The organism is Paenibacillus sp. JT22N1 (assembly GCF_059692155.1).
Map to the genome: position 1 here is coordinate 552,431 of NZ_JCAUAW010000001.1, position 22,709 is coordinate 575,139.

General features: G+C 46.7%; 11 protein-coding genes. 10 read left to right on the forward strand and 1 reads right to left on the reverse strand.

Going from position 1 to position 22,709, the window contains the following annotated elements:
• Positions 1 to 25 precede the first annotated feature (25 nt).
• From AC58UU_RS02565 to AC58UU_RS02600, 8 genes are all read left to right on the forward strand, one after another.
• Positions 26 to 1,084, forward strand: a complete 1,059-nt coding sequence (locus AC58UU_RS02565) for an Ig-like domain-containing protein (protein WP_497312674.1) — start codon at positions 26 to 28, stop codon at positions 1,082 to 1,084.
• A 145-nt stretch (positions 1,085 to 1,229) separates the two neighbouring features.
• Positions 1,230 to 2,336 carry a HupE/UreJ family protein gene (locus tag AC58UU_RS02570; protein ID WP_497312676.1) on the forward strand — a complete coding sequence of 369 codons (1,107 nt, stop codon included), beginning with the start codon at positions 1,230 to 1,232 and terminating at the stop codon, positions 2,334 to 2,336.
• A gap of 407 nt (positions 2,337 to 2,743) precedes the next feature.
• On the forward strand, positions 2,744 to 6,229 hold the full coding sequence (locus AC58UU_RS02575) for an S-layer homology domain-containing protein (protein ID WP_497312678.1): 3,486 nt from the start codon (positions 2,744 to 2,746) through the stop codon (positions 6,227 to 6,229).
• 109 nt (positions 6,230 to 6,338) lie between these two features.
• On the forward strand, positions 6,339 to 6,425 hold the full coding sequence (locus AC58UU_RS02580; protein WP_497313142.1) for an SMR family transporter: 87 nt from the start codon (positions 6,339 to 6,341) through the stop codon (positions 6,423 to 6,425).
• A 269-nt stretch (positions 6,426 to 6,694) separates the two neighbouring features.
• A complete protein-coding gene (locus AC58UU_RS02585; RefSeq protein ID WP_497312679.1) occupies positions 6,695 to 9,283 on the forward strand; it encodes a beta-propeller fold lactonase family protein in 2,589 nt (862 codons plus the stop codon).
• A gap of 98 nt (positions 9,284 to 9,381) precedes the next feature.
• Positions 9,382 to 12,468: an efflux RND transporter permease subunit gene (locus AC58UU_RS02590; protein WP_497312681.1), complete on the forward strand. Its 3,087-nt coding sequence runs from the start codon at positions 9,382 to 9,384 to the stop codon at positions 12,466 to 12,468.
• A gap of 104 nt (positions 12,469 to 12,572) precedes the next feature.
• Positions 12,573 to 17,354 (forward strand): Ig-like domain-containing protein, encoded by a 4,782-nt coding sequence (locus AC58UU_RS02595; protein ID WP_497312683.1) that lies wholly within the window; start codon positions 12,573 to 12,575, stop codon positions 17,352 to 17,354.
• A gap of 102 nt (positions 17,355 to 17,456) precedes the next feature.
• Positions 17,457 to 19,229 (forward strand): S-layer homology domain-containing protein, encoded by a 1,773-nt coding sequence (locus tag AC58UU_RS02600; RefSeq protein ID WP_497312685.1) that lies wholly within the window; start codon positions 17,457 to 17,459, stop codon positions 19,227 to 19,229.
• 543 nt (positions 19,230 to 19,772) lie between these two features.
• Here AC58UU_RS02600 and AC58UU_RS02605 read toward each other — a convergent pair.
• Positions 19,773 to 20,627, reverse strand: a complete 855-nt coding sequence (locus AC58UU_RS02605) for a helix-turn-helix domain-containing protein (RefSeq protein WP_497312687.1) — start codon at positions 20,625 to 20,627, stop codon at positions 19,773 to 19,775.
• 125 nt (positions 20,628 to 20,752) lie between these two features.
• On the opposite strand from AC58UU_RS02605, the gene AC58UU_RS02610 reads away from it, so the two are divergent.
• Positions 20,753 to 21,817, forward strand: a complete 1,065-nt coding sequence (locus AC58UU_RS02610; protein WP_497312688.1) for a Gfo/Idh/MocA family protein — start codon at positions 20,753 to 20,755, stop codon at positions 21,815 to 21,817.
• 34 nt (positions 21,818 to 21,851) lie between these two features.
• Positions 21,852 to 22,709, forward strand: a complete 858-nt coding sequence (locus AC58UU_RS02615) for a sugar phosphate isomerase/epimerase family protein (RefSeq protein WP_497312690.1) — start codon at positions 21,852 to 21,854, stop codon at positions 22,707 to 22,709.

Here is a 22,709-nt window from a genome sequence, read left to right on the forward strand (position 1 = left end):
AAATGGTAGAAATGGGGATTGGCAAATGAACAAAAAACGAAACCGAAAAACGTTTCGTCTAATCGGTTATTTTGCGTCATTCATGATGTTGATTTTCAACTTGACTGTTGGATCTTTCATTCCTGTCGCTGAAGCAGCTGCTGGCCAGACGTTAACACTGGACAAACTCCAGTACCTCAAAGGGAAAGCCATCACCCTGTCGTACAAAGGGGCTGGCGCAAGCGGGAAGGATTGGGTCGGCATCTACAAAACTGGAGGAGTTCCTCCAGGTGCCGGTGTATCGTTGAGCTGGAATTATTTAAAGTCTGGAGACGGGAAAGCTAGTCTCAGCAATGGGCTGGCCCCAGGTACTTATGATGCGATTTTCATGATCAATGACGGGTATGAGATCGTGGATCGCAAGACATTCAAAGTCGTTGAACGCGTCTCTGTTGAAGGGGTGACGCTTGATCAACAAAACGTCATCATGACTGAAGGCGAAACCAGAACATTAACGGCTACGGTTACGCCGGATGATGCGTACGATACCAAAGTTTCGTGGAAAAGCAGTGACCCTACTGTAGTATCTGTAACCTATACAGGCGTCAGCGCTTCGTTGATCGGCATTAGTCCTGGGAAGGCAACAGTGACGGCCATAACTTATGATGGAAATTTTATGTCTACCGCGAATGTGACAGTAAACCCAGGACTGACGTTACAGAGCATAATCGCAAGCGCTCAGGATAAGTACAATGCAGCAGTGGAAGGTAACGGAGATGGTCTGTATGCGGCTGGCTCCAGAGCTCAATTACAGTTGGCTATCAATACAGCAAATGCGACAGCAAACGATTCGAATGCTACTCAGGAGCAGGTGGGTAGTGCGAAAGCGGCATTGCAAGCGGCCATTAAAGAGTTTGACAAGCAGAGAATCACCGCAGATGTCAATCGAGACGGAAAACGCTCTGTTGGAGACTTGGCCATTGTTTCAGGGGCATACGGCAAACAACAAGGTCAAGAGGGCTGGAATGAAAAAGCGGATGTGAATCATGACGGTAAGGTTGATATTGTAGACCTTGTAATCGTAGCCAAAGCGAGTCTGCAATAGAAATTACTTTGCAAATGCTTAGATGAAATTCCGGATGTAATGTTGATTCCTGGCTTTGTTACCGGCGGTAACAAAGCCAGTGAATTTTCGTTTATGAATGAGCTTACAAACGTAGGTCCATTTTATGAAAAGAGGTTCAGCAGCTATGAACTTAAGAATTTTCCTCTCCTTATTAATCATCGTATTATTTTTTGGGACTACCACAACTTCACTTGCGCATGCCGGAAGTATGGGTTATTCGGTATTAAACATTGAAGAGAACGAGATTCTCTATGAACTTTTTCTTGATCAAAGAGATTTGTTTCCGCAATTCGGTACCAACCTAGATAATCTGGTGAACGAGGAACAGTTCTCGCAAAAAATCGAATCCTATCTACAGAAAGGTCTTCGCATAGATGCGGATTCGAAACCCTTAACGATGGAATTGCTTTCGATGAACATGGCGAATAAGGGTACCGAAAGAGGCGTGGAATTTCATCTGAAGTTTACCGCCGATAAAGTGATCGAACAATGTAATCTTCATTACGACCTGGCGTTTGACGATGTACCTGCTCATACGAGTGGACTCTTGGTCCATGCAGGGGAATATGTCCAACAGGACTTGATTGATAGCACGAAAAGAGATATTCTGATCAACCTTCCTAAGCATTCCCAGCAGGATAATGATAGCACTAAAAGAGAAAATCCGATCAACCTTCCCCAGCCTAAGATTGGCGCTGTTTTGTGGAAATACTTTAAGCTTGGAATCGAACACATTTTGACAGGTTATGATCATTTGGTGTTTTTGTTATCCTTAGTATTAATCGCATCTCGCTTCAAGGATGCTTTGAAAATTGTTACTGCTTTTACAATCGCCCACAGCATTACACTATTCTTGGTGGCGTCGGGCCGCCTCCATGTCATCTCGTCTTGGGTCGAAGCGTTGATTGCGGTGACGATCTGTTACGTGGCTGTGGAAAATATGTTTGTTCAAAAGGCGAAATGGCGGTGGGTAATGACAGCCATATTTGGCCTGATTCACGGTATGGGCTTCGCCGGGGCTTTGGCTGAAACAGGACTTCCAAAGGGCAATCTGATTGGCACGCTCCTGACGTTCAATTTAGGTGTAGAAACGGGCCAACTGATGGTCTTATGCCTATTACTGCCCCTCTTGATATGGCTGCGAAGGTTCCCGTGGTATCGTAAAATGATGATTTCAACGTCTTGCCTTATTTTTGTTCTGGCATTTTATTGGTTGATTCAAAGATTGTAATTAGGCCCTTAATTGATCAATACGAGAGTTAGCGGTATTTATGCTAGCTCTTTTTTTATTCATAAGAAATCGTAGTCCCATCTCAATAAGGTTTCCAATAATTCATAATATCTTAATGTGCAGTTTACAGTGTGTTGATGAATTGTAGTATAAGTTTGTGTACAATTTTATTAGAACGATAGATGAAAATCGAACGATATTGGCATTGTATCGAGAATATTATTGGTTTGATCAATAATAATTGAACGTATGAGTGAGCGTCATCATGTTCCTCGTTCTGCTTTTCTGTTCTGGATCGCCTCGATGATGTACGTTTCGTAATCATTTATTATTAAAATCAAAAAAAAGAGGATTAATGTAAGTTCAGAGTTATTAGATGTGAAAATATTATAATGAGGTGAGCGAAAATGAGTTCCAATCCTTTCGAAACTTTTCTGAAGAACAACAACCGATTCCGTACATCCATCCTATTCATTGCTTGTTTGGCTTTTTTCATTATGACAGGCTTTACTGGACCGGCGGCGTCCACAGATCATTCCATTCCTAAAGAGCAGGGGAACATGGTTGATTTAAAAATTATGACATTTAACATCTATTTAGGGGGGGGGAAAGTTTCCTTTGACAAAACAGTGGAGGCCATTAAGGCTGCCGGAGCTGATGTCGTCGGAATTCAAGAAGGACAATTAAACATTCCCAAGCTCGCCGAGAAACTCGGTTTCAACTACGATGAAAGTCAGGAGATTATTAGCCGTTATCCCATTATTGATTCGGGGCACCCTGACTATGTCTATATCGAAGTAGAGCCGGGCAAGGTTGTGGCTGTGAGTAATGTACACCAACTGGCTTACCCGTACGGACCCTATGATATTCGGGCTAAAAAGAGTGTTGAGTACGTCATGCAGAACGAAAGAACCTATCATATGAAAGAAATGGAGAGCAAATTTAAAGAGCTGCCGAAACTGGCAAAGGAAGGAATCCCTGTTTTCCTGACGGGCGATTTTAACGGCGCGTCACACTTGGATTGGATTGAAAGTACCAAAGCTAGCCATTTTGATACAACGGTAACATGGCCTGTATCGAAAGAACTGGAACAGTTGGATTTCCGCGATACTTACCGTGAAAAGCATCCGGATCCGGTCACGTATCCGGCCTTTACATGGACGCCTGTCCCTTCCAAAAATGAGGTACACGATCGAATCGATTTCATCTATGCTGCGGGACCTTCTGTTACGGTGAACAGTCAAATCGTAGGTGAGGACGGGCCGTATACGGACATCAAGATTATGCCATGGCCGTCAGACCACCGCTCGGTCGTATCCACTTTCCGTACAGAGCTGGCGCAGAAGCCGGGAAAATTGGATTTGGCAACTTCGTTAACGACGGTTAAGTCGAAATACGTGAAAGGCGAATACCTATCCCTTCAGTATTCTGATTTATTCGGCCCGAACAATTGGGTAGGGATCTACCCGACGGGGACTGCGATCAAGCCCGATAGTAAATCAATCGACTGGCAGTATGCGAGGAAGGACAAAGGCACATTAACATTCACTTCTGCCGATCTGGCTCCCGGAACTTATGATGCCGTATTGCTATATAGCAACTTGAATGAGACCCGTAATAAAGAGCTTGCCCGCACGACCTTTACAATCGTTGCACCAACAGGCGATATTAAGCCGCCAGTGAATTTGGCATTAAACAAAACAGTAACGGCAAGTAATTATTATAAAAATAATCTGACTTACAGCCCGTCAAAGGCCCTGGATGGTTCTTCCCAAACAAGGTGGGCAACAGATACGGGGACGTCTAGTGCGACTTTGGACGTGGATTTTGGAGCCAATACGACTTTCAATCAAATTGTTTTTAAGGAATATACGGAAGCGGGTAAAAATCGGATAACGAGCTACAAGATTCAATATTGGGATGGTTCCAAATGGGAGAATGCCTTTACGGGTGGTACGCCTTTGTTTATAGAGACCGATACCTTCGAACCAGTGACGGCGAGTAAAGTTAGGCTTTACATTACGAGTGCTGCGGATGCTCCATCTATTTGGGATTTTGCAGTGTATAACGTGGATACCATTGCTCCGACGGCTTCTGTAAGCTACAGCAATGTCAATCCCACAAACCAAGACGTTGTGTCAACTATTACCCCTAGCGAGCCGGTAACCATCACGAACAACGGCGGATCTCCTAACTATGTGTTTAGTGAGAACGGAAGCTTCACGTTTGAATTTATTGATGCAACATTTAACACGGGTAGCGCTATAGTCACTGTGGCTAACATCGACAAAGTTGCGCCTACGGCAACAGTTGCTTACAATACAACAATGCCAACCAACCAAGATGTAGTTGCAACCATTACACCAAGTGAAGATGTAACGATTACCAATAATAACGGTTCAACTAGCTTCTCATTTACGCAAAATGGCAGCTTTACCTTTAATTTTGTTGACGCAGCGGGTAATACAGGTTCGGTAATAGCTACTGTGGCTAACATCGACAAGACAGCTCCACCGGCATCATCAAATGCGTTGTTGTCCAGCTTGTTAGTGGATCAGGGGACATTGACGCCAGCATTTACAGCAGCAAATCTGAACTATAGCGTGGATGTAGCTAATTCCGTTTCAAGCAGCAATTTTTCTTTTGCCACAGCGGATTCCCTTGCAACGTTTACCGTTTCGGGAGCGACTTACAGCTCCGTAACCGGCAATGTGTATACGTATATCGCCAACAACTTACAGGTGGGTACGAACCCGATTCAGATTAGCGTAACGGCTCAAGACGGAACCGGCAAGAAGACGTATACGGTAACTGTGACAAGGGCGACTAGTCTGTCATCAAATGCGTTGTTGTCCAGCTTGTTAGTGGATCAGGGGACATTGAAGCCAGCATTTACGGCAGAAAATCTGAACTATAGCGTGGATGTAGCTAATTCCGTTTCAAGCAGCAATTTTTCTTTTGCCACAGAGGATTCCCATGCGACGGTTGCTGTTTCAGGAGCCGATTACAGCTCCGTAACCGGCAATGTGTATACGTATATCGCCAACAACTTACAGGTGGGCGTGAACCCGATACAGATTAACGTAACGGCTCAAGACGGAACCGGCAAGAAGACGTATACGGTAACTGTGAATCGGGCGACTACGGAAAGTTCGGACGGTGATACGTCGACGGACAGTACAACGCAAACACCGACACCGACACCGACACCTGAACCTACAAAACCTACGGTTGATGTATTCAATCGCGACGCTGTTAATGTAATAAACTTGGTTAGTGCTATTGAATCCGAAGTCGCGGATGCTAAGAAATCTAATGTTAAGGTTGAACTAGCTGATACAAAAGGGCACTGGGCTGAAAAGACCATCGGTACGTTCGTTAAACTGCACGTTATCGAAGGATATGGGGATGGCACGTTCCATCCTGATGACAAAATCAAACGTGCGGAGTTTGCAGCGATCATCTCTCGCGTATTCAATATCAGCGGTGGTGCTAATCACTCCGTTGCACTGAATGATATTAGCAGTCACTGGGCTAAAGACGCTATTGAGAAACTCGCTAGTGCAGGGGTACTTGCTGGCTTTGGAGACGGAACATTCAAACCGGACCAAACGATCAGCCGAGAAGAAATGGTCATTATCCTGTCTCGTATTGTGAACTTAAGTAAAGTGGAAAAAGATGCTTCCAAAGGCAACTTCACGGATATGGCAAGCGCAAGCTCTTATGCAGCTAATCTAATCAAGGATGCAGCAGAAGCTGGCATCATCAGCGGCAAGAATGATGGCGTATTTGATCCGCAGGGCAACTCCACACGTGCGGAGGCTCTTACGGTCATTCTGAATGCATTGAACCTTAACCCTCAAGTAAACACGCTTTTGGATAACTTGAACTAATCTTTACCCATTCCTATGCAGATCTGTCTGGTACTTGGACAGATCTGCATTTTTTGCATGGAGGCGAAGGGGATGAGCTTAATCCAGATTAAGCTTGTGAGTAAGAACACTGGCTTACATTGAAGTTGGTATTGCTTACGCGATTTGGTCAGGCGTCGGTATCATTGGTTTGAAGTTAAGCGGTAAGGTTCATTAAATCAACGAACTAACCTTTCAAAAAAGGTGTTTTGATTTGGCTTGCAGCGACGTTCATGTTTACAAAAAAAACATTAATAATTTACACGTAATTAACCCTAATGGATGTGAGTTTATTGTACAGTATTATTTGTACGAACATGAAATAAAAGCTTTATTTGTATGTAATGTAAAAGAATCAAATTTTTTTTGTACGAAAATATGGCAGGTTTATGCTTGTTCTGCTTGATATTGGTTATGATCAAAAAAATTTTTTGGAGGGGAAATAGGATGAAGAAAAAGAGTCTAAGTAAGAAAATAGCGATAGCTGCCCTGGCAACATTCATTCTGGGTTCAGGACCCGCTTATGCCGCCTATAATTTGGTAGCAGGACCCCAGGCAAATGGCACTGCTTACACACCATCCGGATGGCGGGTGACGCCTGTGGGTGTACAAAAGCCTGCGGGCTTCTACCCGGCCAATGCCGTGCTCTCGCCCGACGGTAAAGCGGTGCTTGTTCCAGACATTATCAAGAACGGTAACGGCAAGCAGGCGGTTCAAGTGTTGAACGCCAAGGACGGCGGCCTCATCCAGGAGCTTGAGCTTTCCGCGTCGGATAAGGGGGTTGCACCCGGTCTGGCGTTCAGCCACGACGGCAGTTACGTGTACCTGGCGACGGCGAACAGGAACTCGGTGGTCGTCTTTCGTTGGGATAGCGTTGCTAGTAAGCTGACGCTCCAAAAAACGCTGGCGCTGCCTGCGGGTACGTACCCGCAGGGTGTTGCGGTCGCACCGGATGACAGGACCGTTTATGTGACTGGCCAGTATAAGAACACGCTCGTCGCGATCGACGTCGCCTCGGGTAAGACCGCGCAGGCACCAGCAGGTTCCTACCCGTATGGCGTTGCATTGTCAGCGGACGGGCACACGGCCTACGTCAGCAACCAGGGCGAGAACATGCTGTCGGTCTTCTCCGTTGACGGGCTCACGCTTTCTCCGCCAAGCAAGCTTACCGTCGGAACTCACCCGAATAGCTTACTACTGGACGCCAATCGGAAGTGGCTGTACGTTACCAACGGCGACAGCGACTCGGTATCCGTTATCGACACGGTAAGCAACGCTGTCGTGAACACGATCTCGATGGCCCCGTACCCAGGTGCGCCAGCGGGCAGCTCGCCGACCAACATGACCCTGTCACCTGACAACGGCACGCTATACGTCACCAACTCCGGCAACAACGACGTTGCAGTGGTAAACGTTTCTGACCAAGGGGAGTTCGGCCGGATCAAGGGACTCATCCCGACTGGCTGGTATCCAACCGGCGTGCAGGTGGCGCCCGACGGCAAACTGCTTGTTACCAGCGCCAAGGGATTGGGCACTGGGACTAACAAGGGTAAAGACATTCCTTACATCGAGCGGCTGCTGCAGGGCTACCTGTCGATCATCCCGACGCCGAGCGAGTCCCAGTTGGCGACGTACACCCGGATGGTGCGAGAGAACAATGGCTTCGACCAGCACGGCAAGGTGGTCGGGTTCGATAAGCACCACAAGACGCCCGGTACTATCATACCGCGCAGCCCCGGTGAGAGCTCGCCGATCAAGCATATCATCTATATAGTGAAAGAGAACCGTACTTACGACCAGGTGCTCGGTGACCTCAAGAATGATGACGGCACGCCGCGCGGAAATGGCGATCCGTCACTGACGCTTTTCGGTCAAGACATCACCCCGAACCAGCACAAGCTCGCCAAGCAATTCGTGACGCTGGACAACTTCTACGCAGATGGCGAGGTGAGTCAGGACGGCTGGAATTGGGCCACCCAGGCTAACTCGAACCCGTTCAACCAGCTCGCCACACACCAGGGTTACGGTGGCAACGGTGCGACTTACGACTCCTCCGGTTACAAGGACTCGCAGGTAACGGTGGGCAATGCAGACCCGAACCGCGCTTTCCTGTGGAACGCGGTCGCAGCGGCTGGTCTGACCTTCCGCCATTACGGCATGCACTCGCTGCCCTCGAGTTGGTTCGGTTCCAACAACCAGGTGAAGTGCCAGGCTGGCAAGTACTGCGCCTACGAACCGCTGCTCAACGATAATACGGACCAAAACTACCCTTGGTTCGACATGGGCATTTCCGACGTTAAGCGGTACGAAGAGTGGAACAAGGAGTTCCAGCAGTACATCGCTAATGATAATCTGCCAACGATGCAGTTCATCGACCTACCGCGCGACCACACTTCGGGAGGGGCAACGGCGAAGACGCTGGTTGCGGACAACGATCTGGCGCTGGGCAAGATCGTCGACACGGTAACGCACTCAAAGTATTGGAAGGACACCGCGATCTGCGTCGTCGAAGATGACGCGCAGGACGGTGCGGATCATGTCGACGCTCATCGCACGATTGCTCAGGTGATCAGTCCCTACACGCAGCGGGGCATCGTCGACTCGCACTTCTACAGCCAAGTGTCGATGCTGAGAACCATGGAGCTGCTCGTAGGCTTGGGCCCGCTCACCCAGTTTGATGCCGCTGCTATGCCGATGATCTACTCGTTCGGGGACAAGCCGAATTTCGCCAGCTACACAGTGGAGACTCCGTCTATAGCAGTCGCGACCGAGTCTACGGCACCAATGGCAGTTGCCTACGATGTCAATCAGGACGCAGCTTCTACCTCCGTAGAAGCATCGTCTAGATCAGAGTCGGTCATGAAGCCTGAGCACATGTCCGGAATGCCTGACCAGGTTGACTCGCAGAAGCTCAACGAGGAGATCTGGAGGGCCATCAAGGGACCGAATGTCCCTATGCCTGCGCCAAAGAACCATATCTTCGGCGGCGAAAATGAAGAAAACACCGGAAGCAAGAAGGGCAAGTTACTCTGGTAGAATCATCGGTGCCGTATCTTCTAGGCCGGTCATTATAATGCTTTTCAAACTAAAAAAAGGGCGTGAATAACGGGCCTTAAGCAGGAGCCCGGTCTATTATGCAACCAATGATAGAAGCAGTTATGAAACGTTCGGTTTTAGTTGTCGTATCCATTTTGCTCATCTTGGGTTGGGGTGGAATATCCGCCTATAAGATGGAACGTGATTACCTCCCTCCGATCAATAATTCAACGCTCATGATCAGTGTGCGCGCAGACAATTATCAAGCCGCTCAAGTGAAAGTAAGTTTAGCGGGAATAATGGAGCAGGCGGTAAGCGACATTAATGGATTAGAGTCGGTGGAGACCAGTTCCTTCAACGGCGGATTGTTATGCAGCCTTTATTTTCCTTTTCAATTTGATATGGAAAAGGCCGAAGATGAGGTCACGCAGGCTATGTCCGGTCTTACTTTTCCTTCCGGCGTGCACAAGCCCCTTGTTACTCGGGTGAGTACCAGCTCCTTCCCGATGATGAGGATTAGTCTGACAAGCCAGTCTGATCAAGCGGATGAAAATGTCCTCCGCACTTCGCTCCAAAACGAACTGGTTAATCATTTGAAAAGTGTGCCAGGGGTAAATGAAATACGTGTGACCGGCGGGGGAAATAACGGATTTGCGGTGACGATTCGGATGAAGGATCTGGAGATGATGGGGTTCACTTTGGAAGATGTCAAACGATCTCTTGCATCGTCAAGAACGGACTTTCCTCAAGGGAAGATTGTCAGCAACCAAACTACGATTCCAGTTCGAGTCACAGGTTGGGGGGTTAGCGCTCAAGATCTCAACGAATTACGGATTAAGGGGGCTGACGGGAAAACGATCCCTCTTTCTGCCGTAGCAGAAGTATCCCCGTCGATGGTCGATCTGCAGACACTTTCTCGTATGAATGGAAAACCAAGTGTTATCCTGGATGTGCTGAAGAGTCCTTCGTCTAACATTACTGATGTATCGAAGCGGGTGCATCAACGAATCCATGAACTGCAGGGTACATTACCAAGCGGTATTCAGCTTTCGATCCCATTCGATCATGCTGATGATGTTCAGGCATCCCTTAAAGGGCTTCTGCGTGAAGGGCTCCTAGGTTGTCTGTTTTCGATGCTTAGTGTGCTGTTGTTCCTTCGAAATGTTAGGGCAACGCTATTGATCGCCCTCTCCCTACCCATTTGCCTGTTGGCAACAACAGCTATGCTGAAAGGGATGGGAATCAGTTTGAACATCCTTACCGTATCCGGTTTGGTAGTTGCGATGGGGAGAGTCGTGGATGATTCGATCGTCATAGTTGACAATATGTATCGAAGAATCCAAGAGTCGGATCGTAAAGATTATCTTCATCACTTGGCTGGAGCGGTTCGTGAAATGATGCCCGCTATTGTGTCGTCGACGGCGACGACAATCGTCGTGTTTCTCCCTATCCTGTTGGTGGGAGGAATCATTCAATCCAGCTTTGCCTCTTTTGCTTGGACAGTCGTCATTGCGTTGATCGTCTCGCTTTTGGTTTCGATTTTTGTTATTCCGGCTCTTGCACAACTATGGTGGAAGGATTTTCGAGTGAATGCTCGAACGGCTGAGCCCCTTGTGAATCGAATCCTGCAATGGGCTTTTTCAAGAAAAAAATGGGTTGTGGGTTTGGTTGTTGTTATTTTCATCGGTACGGTTGTTCAGGCCATCTTTCTTCCAGTGAATTTTCTCCCTGCAAGTGGTCCGGGCGCAATCTCTATTAAGGTAGCATTGCCGGAGAAAAGTTCTGTGCAGGCCGTCGATACCGAAGTGAAAAGGGTCGAGGATTTGTTGAAATCGGATCCGCAAATCGATACTTTTTCTTCAACCATAGGATCCTCTTTTATTCCGATGTTTGACGATGTATTTGACGAGGGTGGAGGATGGATCCAGTCATCGAAGGAAGCCAATCTCATTGCCAATTTAAAAGCAAACGCTAATCTGGATACCGTTGTAACGGAACTTAATAAAAAACTATGGAATCTGGGAAGCGTGGCCAGGTTTACAGTAACCAATCGGAATATAGCGGGCGATGATTCGCTGTTAAAGATCGTCATCACAGGAGCAAGCGCCAATGAACTCGATACTGTTGCCCTGAAAATCCGTAGTAAACTGGCGTTCGTACCGGGACTTAGTGTAGAGGGAGTTGAGAATGATACGGAAAGCGGCCCCGCCTACCATTTAGCTCTTAACGAAGATCAAATCAAACGCCATGGGATCAACGTAGAGGACATTCTTAATCGGATTCAGCCGTATATATCTCAGGGAACAAGGATAGATGCAGCCGCGGGCGATCAACGTATACCATTGATCATCAACACGGATCTCGATTCTACCGCAAAACAATCCGGGAAAGACGTCCTATCGTTATTATCTATTGAAACGTTTCAATCGAAGGATGGGAAATCAATCAGCTTGCAGCAGCTTACTTCTCTCGCTCCAAATAACGAATTATCCGTTTATCGGGATCGAGACGGTCAACCTTTTGCAACGGTTACAGCCAATATCATATCTAATGATGTGGAAAAGGTGACCAGTCAAACGCAAAGTCTTCTCGAGGGATTAACGCTTCCAAGAGGAGTGAACTATTCTTTCGGAGGGATCTCCGGACAGGTGCAGCAAATGATCATGGAAATGGCTATTGCATTAATTATTTCGATTATTCTCGTTCTCCTGATTGTGAGCATGGTCTTTCGGGGATGGAAGGCTCCTCTCTCGGTACTCGTATGTATTCCACTATCCATCATTGGCTCGGTATGGGGAATGCTTGTATTCGGCATGCAGTGGAATCTTGCCGCATTTATCGGGATCTTAATGCTCGTGGGGATTGTGGTCACCAACGGCATTGTACTTGTCGATAAGATAGAGCGGAACATGGCAAGCGGGATGATTCCGGAAGAGGCTATTCTACAGGGGACAATATCCCGAGTGCGTCCTATCCTGATGACAGCATTCACCACAATTTTGACGTTGCTTCCGCTGGCTCTTTCTTCGAGAACGGATACGGTAATTTCCCAAACTCTTGGGGTCGTGGTTGTGGGTGGAATGCTCAGTTCAACGTTTATTAGTTTGCTTGTTATACCTGTTATTTATAAGTGGATGCATAAAAAAGGAGAGACTTTGAGCTCCACTCAAAGATCCCTATATTAGAATAGAAACGAGGTGTTGCCAACATGGTTGCCTTACTAAACGGGTTATTATTCAAAAATGGATACCGAAAAACGGTGCATAGAACCGGTTGTCTTTCTTTAATCATGATGTTGATCTTCAACATATTCGCTGCATCTTTCGTTCATGGCGCTGGTGCAGCCGCTGGTCGGTCTGTAATCATGGACAAACCCCAATACATGCAAGGGGAAGTCATTACCCTAGCGTATACAGGGGCTGCCCTCAATGGGAAGGATTGGATAGGTATCTACCGAACTGGAGTTACACCTGCTAGCTCTAATCCATCGTTAGATTGGAAAAATATAAAAGCTGGGGACGGTAGTTTGAGTTTTACCAAAGGGCTGGCACCAGGTGTTTATGATGCTGTATTTCTATCCAATAACGGTTATACGGAGTTGGCTCGTACGACATTCCAAGTCGTCGTTCCTGTAAAAGGTGTGACTCTTGATCAGCCGAGCGTAAGTATAACTCAAGGCAAATCTGTCGTAGTAACGGCTATTATTACACCCGCTAATGCGACAGATCCTAGAGTTTCGTGGACTAGTAGCGACCCTACTGTCGTGTCCATTACCGCATCAGGCGGTATTGCTACAGTGACCGGCAATCGTAGCGGGACGGCAACAGTGACTACAACAACCTATGATGGCAATTTTGTAGCATCTTCAAATGTTACAGTCTCATCAGAAAATATCAATGTAACGGGGATTACGATAGACAAACCTGCCGTAACGATGAAGAAAGGCCAAACGGCGCAACTAACAGCTACGGTCACACCGACGAATGTGAGTAACCGCAACGTGTTGTGGACAAGCAGCAACCCGAGTGTAGCTACGGTTACTGCAGGTGTATATGGTATGGCAACGATCCAAGCGTTAAACGTCGGAACGGTTGCAATTACTGCGGTATCATCGGACGGTGGACATTCTGCAGTAACGAATGTTACGGTCAATCCTGTTAACGGAATCACGATGGACAAACTCCAGTATACAGTAGGAGAACCCATCACCTTATCGTACACAGGAGCCGCAGTCAATGGAAAGGATTGGGTCGGCATCTACAAGACTGGGGCTATACCTCCAAATTCCGGCTCATCGTTAGTATGGACTTATGCAAAAGCCGGGGATGGTAAAGTTAGTTTAGACAATGCGCTGGCCCAAGGTACTTATGATGCTCTACTTCTGTTCAATGATGGATATACGGTGCTGGATCGCAAGACATTCCAAGTCATTACACGTGTCCCAGTAACCGGGGTAACTCTCGATCAGCCGAACGTAAGAATGTCGCAGGGTGAAACCAAAGCATTAACGGCTGTTGTTTCACCTGCAAATGCGAACGATCCCAGAGTTTCTTGGACAAGCAGCGACCCTACTGTCGTGTCCGTAACCGCAACGGGCGGAACCACAACACTGAGCGCTAATCGTCCTGGAATGGCGACAGTAACATCCACAACCTATGATGGTAGTTTCAAGGCATCTGCGAATGTTAGAGTGGATGCACCTGACTATATCAGAGTCTCAGGGATATCGATAGACAAACCTTCTGTAACACTCGGGAAAGGCCAAACGACACAAGTGATGGCAACAGTTGCGCCGGTGAATGCGGCTAATCCCAATGTCGTTTGGACAAGTAGTAATCCAAGCGTAGCTACGGTCACGGCAGGTGTGAATGGTACTGCGACTATCCAAGCGATTAACGGTGGAATCGCGGCTATTACAGCGGCAGCAGTGGACGACGCGGGATATACTGTCGTCTCAAATATTACAGTCAATGTGCCCGTTAACGGAATCCTACTTGATCAGGCGAATATGCAATTGATGACGAATCAAACAGTACCGATTCATGCTACTGTATCCCCTGCTGATGCGTTGAATAAAAACTTGATCTGGTCATCCAGCGATACGAATATCGTGCAGGTCTCAGGTATGAACAGTACGACAGATGCTAATATTCTTGGCTTAAAGGTTGGGACGGCCATAATTACCGTACGTACCGAGGATGGTAATTTCACGCAGGATTGCATGGTAAAAGTAACGGAGCAACCAACGAGCGAAGAATTGCTTCACTTGAAGTTCGATGATAATGTGACCGATACTTCACCATTGAATACGAAAATAAAGGTTAACGGGCTTTCTCCTGTATATGTGCCCGGCAAGTTTGGCAAAGCGCTGCAGCTGAATGCAACCAGCGTAACCGATGCGACATATCTGGATCTTGCCAACTCGGATCAATTTTTCAAATTTGGTAGAAACACTGATTTTACCATTGCCTTTTGGATAAAAATTCCAACCAGGGATAACGTGGGAAATTCCATTATCTCCAACAAGGATTCAAGCAATAGTGCGAACACTGGCTGGAATATTTCCGCCACTGGAAATATAATCAGAGCCAGCTACACCACATCTGGTAATACGAGTACGGTCATGAATATGAACGGTGTTGTCGATAACCAATGGCACCATGTGATTTTTTCATACAAACGGGATGGAATGGCCAGATTTTATCGGGACGGCGTTGAAATCTCAGCTTACGACATCAGCTCGATCATGGGGGACATTGACACTCCGTTTACGCCAAAAATCGGAGCCGATGGGAAAGGAAAGTTGTTAGGCAAATCCAACGTCATCCTCGATGAGTTGAGATTCTTTAGAAAAGCCGTAACGGCTGAGGAAGCGGCTGGTTTATTTAAGGAAGGACAAGTCTTTGCCACAGGAGTTGCCGTCGATCAAACGGCTGTTACTTTGAACAAGGGAGATACTACTCAGCTTAATGCCATTATTGCTCCATTTAATCCGGATAATGCGAATGTTACATGGAAAAGTAGCAACCCGTACGTTGCGTCCGTTACTGGCAGCCCGAATGGAACAGCAATCGTGACGGCTGTGTCCGGGGGGACAACGAAAATCACAGTAACCACAGCCGATGGAGGGTTCCAGGCGATCGCGAACGTTACGGTTACCGGTCCGTCGAACCCGGTGAGTGGAGTTAAACTGGGCTCACCGACTCTTGAAATTCGGGAAAGCCAGACAGCTAATCTTCATGCGATCATTTCCCCATTAATTGCAACGAATCAAAAAGTAATATGGGAAACCAGCGACCCGACGATCGTACAAGTAACGGGTTTGCCGGAGGGAACAGATGCTGTTGTTGAAGCACTGAATCCCGGTTTTGCTATCGTTACGGTTCGAACCGAAGACGGTAACTTCACAGACACATGTATCATTACTGTTGACGACATCGCGGGACAAAAACCGGCAATGTTAATGATGAGCTTTGAAAATAACGTAACCGATATCGCAAGGGGCGTTAGCGCAGCTGTATACGGCAATCCGACATATGTTTCCGGAATAGCCGGCAAAGCGCTGCATCTCGACGCGCCTGATCAATATCTGGATCTGATCAACACCCAATTCGGCGACTCTAAGGATTTTGCTTTGTCGTTCTGGTTAAAATCAGCGGCATCAACAGATAATCGAGTGCTGATTTCCAATAAAGACGGTTCCAATCCTGCCAATACAGGTTGGTCTGTCGGGCTTGAAAGTGGCAGTTTGCATTGGAGCTATAAGACTTCAGGCAGTGTGCCGTTAGATTACGTCATACCGAACGTAGCGGATAATAAATGGCATCTTATCGCCATATCCCATGACCGAACTTATGATGGGTACGCTGATTTTTATAAAGATGGAGAATTGATCGCAAGCGTTGATATTTCCAAAAGTGTGGGATCGATCGATTCCGGGTTGACTACGAAATTGGGTATAGACGGAAAAGGGAATCTTTCTGGTCATGCAAAAGTTGAATTCGACGAACTACAAATGTTCAATCGAACGTTAAAAGCACGTGAAGTCGTTCAGCAATACTCTGTTGCACGTGCACCTAAAACGACATTAACTGGAGCTACAAGCGTCATTTCTGGTCAGTCGTTTGATGTGACATACGGAATGAGTAATGTCACACAAATTGTATACGCGAAGGAACTGACAGTTAACTATGATCCGACGCAATTAAAATTAAATGCCATCGACTCTTTAATCAGTGGTTTCGCGGTTGTAGGTGAACTGGATTCGCCGGGGAAAGTGAGAATTCTTATGGCTAGCACGAATCCAAACGGCACGTTGACAGGTACGGAAAACATTCTGAACATGCATTTCCAAGCTCTTCCTGTTGTTCAGACGGTTACTAGTTCTGTTTACTTAAGCAATGTCATTATTGCTGATGCAAACGGTCAGAAGACGAAGTTGAACAGCGGATCTACCTTTGTCGTACAAATTCTTGCCGTGGATAAATCAGCTTTGAACACCTTGATTACGGCTGCTCAAGCGCTGAATAGCGCCAATTATACAGCGTCGACATGGGCGGCACTGCAGACGGCGCTAAGATCAGCAATCACATTACAGAACGATGTGAATGCTACACAAGAACAAGTGGATACAGCGACAACGAATCTTCAAACAGCAATAACTGGACTGCAATTGTCTGCTAATAAAGCGATGCTGATTGCGAAGATTGCGGAGGCGCAAGCTCAGGCAGCGTCTGCGTCGATTGGTTTTATGTGGGGACAATATTCAGAAAATGCAGTCAAAGCTCTCAATGAAGCCATTAATAGTGCAAGTGCGTTATCTAGTGATACCAATGCTACCCAAAATGGTGTGAACCAGGAAGTTGTTAAGCTGAATGCTGCGATACAGACTTTTGTAGGAGTAATAAATGTGAACGCAGATATTAGTGATTTGGCCTTCATATCCTCTCACTATGGATTAACATCTGCTAGTAGTGACTGGAAAGATATTCGTAGATATGATATCAACCAAGATAACAAGATTTCGATTATCGACCTCGTAGCCATTGCTAAAAAGATTTTAAATCAATAACGATGTAGGAGGATAGCAGAGATGCTATCCTCCTCAACTATATGTCAGATATATTTCCGAGAGGGTGAATCGATTTAAATGATAAGAAAAATAGTTGTTTTCATGCTGACTTTACTGTTAAGTGTATCCTTGATTCCTGCGGGCGTTTTAAACGCAAATACAGGTCCTGCTTTTTCAATGTCCATGACTAAAGGAAATCCATCCCTTGGTGATCAATTTCAAGTCATGGTCAATGGAACGAATTTAACCGATCTATACGGATATGAAATCAATATAACATACGATACCAACCGTTTGGAGTACGTGGATGCTGATAGCGAAAGTGGTGGATTCGCAATGGATCCCAAGGTTGAGGGCAATAAGATTCAAATCGCTCATTCGTTACTAGGCAATGCAACTGGCCAAAATGGGGAGGCGAAACTGGCTACAATCACCTTTAAAGCGATTAAAGAGGGCTCCGCCGAAGTTGCACTTTCAAGTGTGACACTTGTAAACTCAAGGGAAATTGCTGAGGAAGTGACAAGCAGTGCGAAGGTGTCGGCTAATATAGAAACATCTACTGGTAACGGTAATGGTAATGGTAATGGTAACGGTGACGGTAATGGTAATGGTAATGGTAATGGTAATGGTAACGGTAACGGTGACGGTGACGGTGACGGTGACGGTAACGGCAACAACAACAACAACGGGAACAACAACAATAACATACATACAATTGTTGTTAAGCCAAAAGTAAGCTTCGATAAGGATACGAATACCGTCACTTCTACTATTGATTCGGTTGCTTGGGATAAGGCGATCCGGGAAGCAAAATCCGATGGATCCGCGAAAACAAAAATTAGTATTGAAGTGGAAGTGGTAGCGGGAGCAAAACAATATATACAGCAATTTCCTTCAGATGCGATTTCTAGCAAGAAGAAAACGTTTCAAATAGAAATTAAAACCGCCATTGCCTCCGTGGTCGTTCCGGATAATATGTTCGAAGGGAAAAGCTTGCCTGATGGAAAGGTTGGCATTCGTATAGCTCAAGTAGATACCAGCACATGGGATGCTAACAAGAAGAAAGAAGTCGGAGCGCATCCGGTGATTGATCTTAATGTTCAAGCAGGAGATAAAACGATTTCTTGGAATAATCCGAAAGCACCAGTGATAGTGAGTGTCCCCTATGTGCCTACCGTAGAAGAACTGAAGAACCCTATGCATATTGTTGTCTGGTATATAGACGGAAAAGGAAAAATCAACGCAGTACCCAACGGGAAGTATGATCCTTCAACTGGAAAAGTAACCTTCTCAACGACGAATTTCAATTCGTACGCCGTTTCGTTTGTAGAAAAGACATTTGATGATATCTTTTCGGTGGATTGGGCGAAAAAACAAATTGAGGCGTTGGCGTCCAAAGGGATTATTAATGGCACATCAGACAGAGAATTCAATCCGACTCAGCAAGTCACCCGTGCCGATTTCATTGCTCTGTTGGTTCGAACGCTTGATCTCCAAGGAACCCTAGGAAGCCCGTTTGCCGATGTTCAAGAGGGCGCATATTACGATGAAGCATTGAGAATTGCCAGAGGGGAAGGCATTACGAATGGCAGTGGAGATAATTTGTTCAACCCGCTCGCTCCTATCACAAGAGAAGATATGATGGTGTTAACGGAGCGGGCGCTTCGAGCAGCGAATAAGCTGAACATCAACGTATCGGCAGCTGATTTAGTGGTATTTAACGACGTATCCAACATTTCGACTTACGCAGCTAATAGTGTTGCTGCACTAGTGAAATCTGGGTTAGTGAATGGCTATAGCAATGGCATACACCCCAAGGATACAACGACTAGAGCGGAATCGGCTGCACTGATGTATAGTATTTACAATTATTAAACATCTACGTGGAAAAAGCTTCACATTCGCTTGTTCATGTTACTAGCTGAACAAGCGGAGCAAGCTTTTGCCGGAGTGAAAAGTGCATTGAAAGTGAAATGGGAGAAATAGGCTCAGAAATATTAACATTGTGATGCGAATGTAAATAAACCCCTGGGGCCGCAGCCTCGGGTTTTTGTTGTTCAGAGTATTTATTATGTAGAGGTTGGGGCCTGGTGGTCCGGCTCTTTTGTACAAAGGGTGTTTCTGCGTAAGGGCAACTGTAAGTCATGTAGAGGTAGATGACCATGACTTGGCCAACAAGTATGATGGAGGCTAAATGACAACATTGACTCAAACAACGGATCACAGGCAATCACGTGGGAAGCAAGCAGGCTCCCAATTGGCAACAAGGTAATCGAGTTAGAAACTGAATATAGAGGATTTGTATTTAAAGAGACGCCAACCATAAAATAAAAATTACTAAGAGGTAAGGAGGTGATCGTTTTCAAAGTAGACGAAATTGAAAACTAAGGCCGTCATTAGTTTTATATTGCATTTCTTCTATACGTTAGCGCGGAAATGCTGGGGTGAAACCCCAACATACTTTTTGAACAAGCGAGAGAAGTAGAATGCATCTTTGAATCCGAGCGAAGCCGCTGTTTCCTTCACGGATTGATGGGTGTTGAGCAGCATGTTTTTGGCTTCTGAGATTTTGAGCCGGTGCACATATTCGTGAAGCGAGTAGCCTGTAGCCTTGTGAATCATTCGACGCAGCGTTGACAAAGAAATATGATGGCGATCGCAAACCTCATCGGCTTCAAACGGTTGATGAATGGAGGCGGCAATGTCATCTAATAATGTAGCCATGGGGTCATCAGACTGGGCTTGAAGGCGTGGCTGGCTGCTCAGTACGAGTTCGTAAATGAGTGATTCCAAGAGGAAGGAAGCTCGGTCCAGATTGGCGGGGTCGCCGCTTTCCATCAACATGAAGATGCGATCGATTTTGCTTTGATGCGCGTCATCTGTGCCCACTTGCCGAACTCGGTCCGGTTCAGTCAGCCAAGTGTCGAGCCACTCCCCAATGCGCGATCCTTCAATCGTGAAATAAAACTCGTCCCACGTTTCATGGCTAGCGGGTCCATAGTCGAAAGTAGCGCCGGGGAAGAAGAGGAAGAAGCTGCCTTTCCCAACCGTCTGTTTCTCCCCGTCATTCACCCGATAGGTGCCAGAGCCTCCAGCGATGTAGACGACCGCATAACGCCTAAAGACAGCCTTGTGCCGATACAGCGTACGATTAGGCAGATGGCCGACATTGATCATGGCAAGTGATTTTACATTCTGCTTACTTTTATCGGTAGAGCGGTCAATAATGCGCTTTTGTTTCGAACTGATCGTATAGTCCATGTATGTGGTCATAATGGCTATTCTACCTCCAGAAGTTGCATGTTATTCTGATTGTATAATGCGAATGCCCATCAAAGCAACCAAAGCGGAGAGACTTTCTACGTTCAAAGATCCCTATATTAGGAGGATGTACACTCATGATCAAATCGAAAACGAAAATTGGTATCATTGGTGTCGGATCGATATCCGGCTTGCACTTGCAATCGTATCAGAAGTTGGAAGAAGTGGAACTGTATGCGGTTTGCGATTTGAATCAAGCGCGGGCGGAGGAGAAAGCAAAGAAATACGGAATCTCTCATGTGTACACGGATTACAGGGAGCTTCTGGCTAATCCAGAAGTGGAAGCGGTTAGTATTTGCACGTGGAACAATACGCATGCTGAGATCAGCATTGCCGCTCTGCGCGCTGGTAAACATGTGTTGGTAGAGAAACCATTGTGCCGTACAGTCGAGGAAGCGCTTCAGATTCAAGAGGCGGTGCGTGAGACTGGCAAGACATTTCAAGTGGGCTTCGTGCGCCGATACGATGCAAATGCACAGCTCGTGAAACAGTTTATCGACAACGGCGAGCTGGGAGAAATATACTATGCGAAGGCTTCCTCCCTCCGCAGGCTCGGTAACCCGGGAGGTTGGTTCGCGGATCAAGAGCGCTCTGGCGGGGGACCTCTCATCGATATCGGCGTACATTTTATCGATCTGTGCTGGTATTTGATGGGGCGGCCGAAGCCTGTTTCTGTCAGTGGCAATACATACAAGAAGTTGGGTAATCGCGCTCATGTTCGAAACCTGTCGTTCTACAAGGCTGCAGACTACGATCCAAACACGAACGGTGTTGAGGATATGGCAAACGCGTTGATCCGTTTCGAGAATGGGGCCTCTCTGCTCGTAGACGTGAGCTTTACGCTGCACGCTAATAAAGGTGAGTCTACTGTGAAATTATACGGAGATCAAGGTGGCGTAGAGGTGGAGCCAGAACTGATTTTCATTACAGAGAAGCATGACACGATTTTGAATGTATCACCGCAGACAAATGATAAATCGATCAATGTTTCGGAAGCGTTCTATAACGAAGTTAGTCATTTCGTCTCCTGCTGCCGTACGGGGAGTACACCGATCAGTCCGGTTGAGGATGGCGTTACGATGATGAGAATGTTATGCGCTATCTATGAATCAGCAGACAAAGGGATAGAGATTCAGCTGTAACCAACCAATCATAAGGAAATTGAGGGTGAAGAGGATGAAGCTAGGCGTCAGTACATATAGTTTGGTCCGTGCTTTGAAATCTGGAGAAATGGACATTCTGGGTGTGATCGATTGGATTGCCGACCAAGGAGGCGAGCATGTTGAGATCGTGCCGTCCGGATTCGAACTGGCAGGTAAGCCAGAGTTAGCTGATGCGATTCGGAGTAAGGCGCAATCGCGTGGAATCGATCTATCGAATTATGCGATCGGGGCTAACTTTGTGACCGACACGCAGGAAGCCTATGAGCAGGAGATTGCGCGTGTGAAGGAGGAAGTCGATCTTGCGGCGAGACTAGGTGTTAAGCGGATGCGGCATGACGTCGCGCGCAGCAGCGACAATTCCATAGGCAGCTTTAACAGAGAGTTGGATCGTTTAGTAGAGGCATGCAGGCAAATTGCGGATTACGCTGCACAGTACGACATCGTGACCAGCGTCGAGAACCACGGCTATTTCATACAGGCAAGTGATCGGGTGCAGGCTCTGGTTCAAGCAGTCGATCGTCCGAACTTCCGCACAACGCTGGATGTCGGCAATTTCATGTGCGTCGATGAAGATTCGGTGGCGGCTGTGAAGAACAACCTGCCATATGCTTCTATCGTGCATGTGAAAGACTTTTATATCCGTCCTTCATATCTGAATCCGGGTGAAGGCTGGTTTAAGACCATAAGCGGCAATTATTTGCGCGGTGCCATTGTCGGTCACGGAGACATCGATATGAGGGAAGTACTTCGTGTGGTCAAAAACTCAGGCTATGACGGGTACATCTCGCTTGAATTCGAAGGAATGGAAGAATGCAAAGTCGGCACGAAGATCGGTCTCGACAACATCAGAAGATTGTGGGAAGAGGTCTAG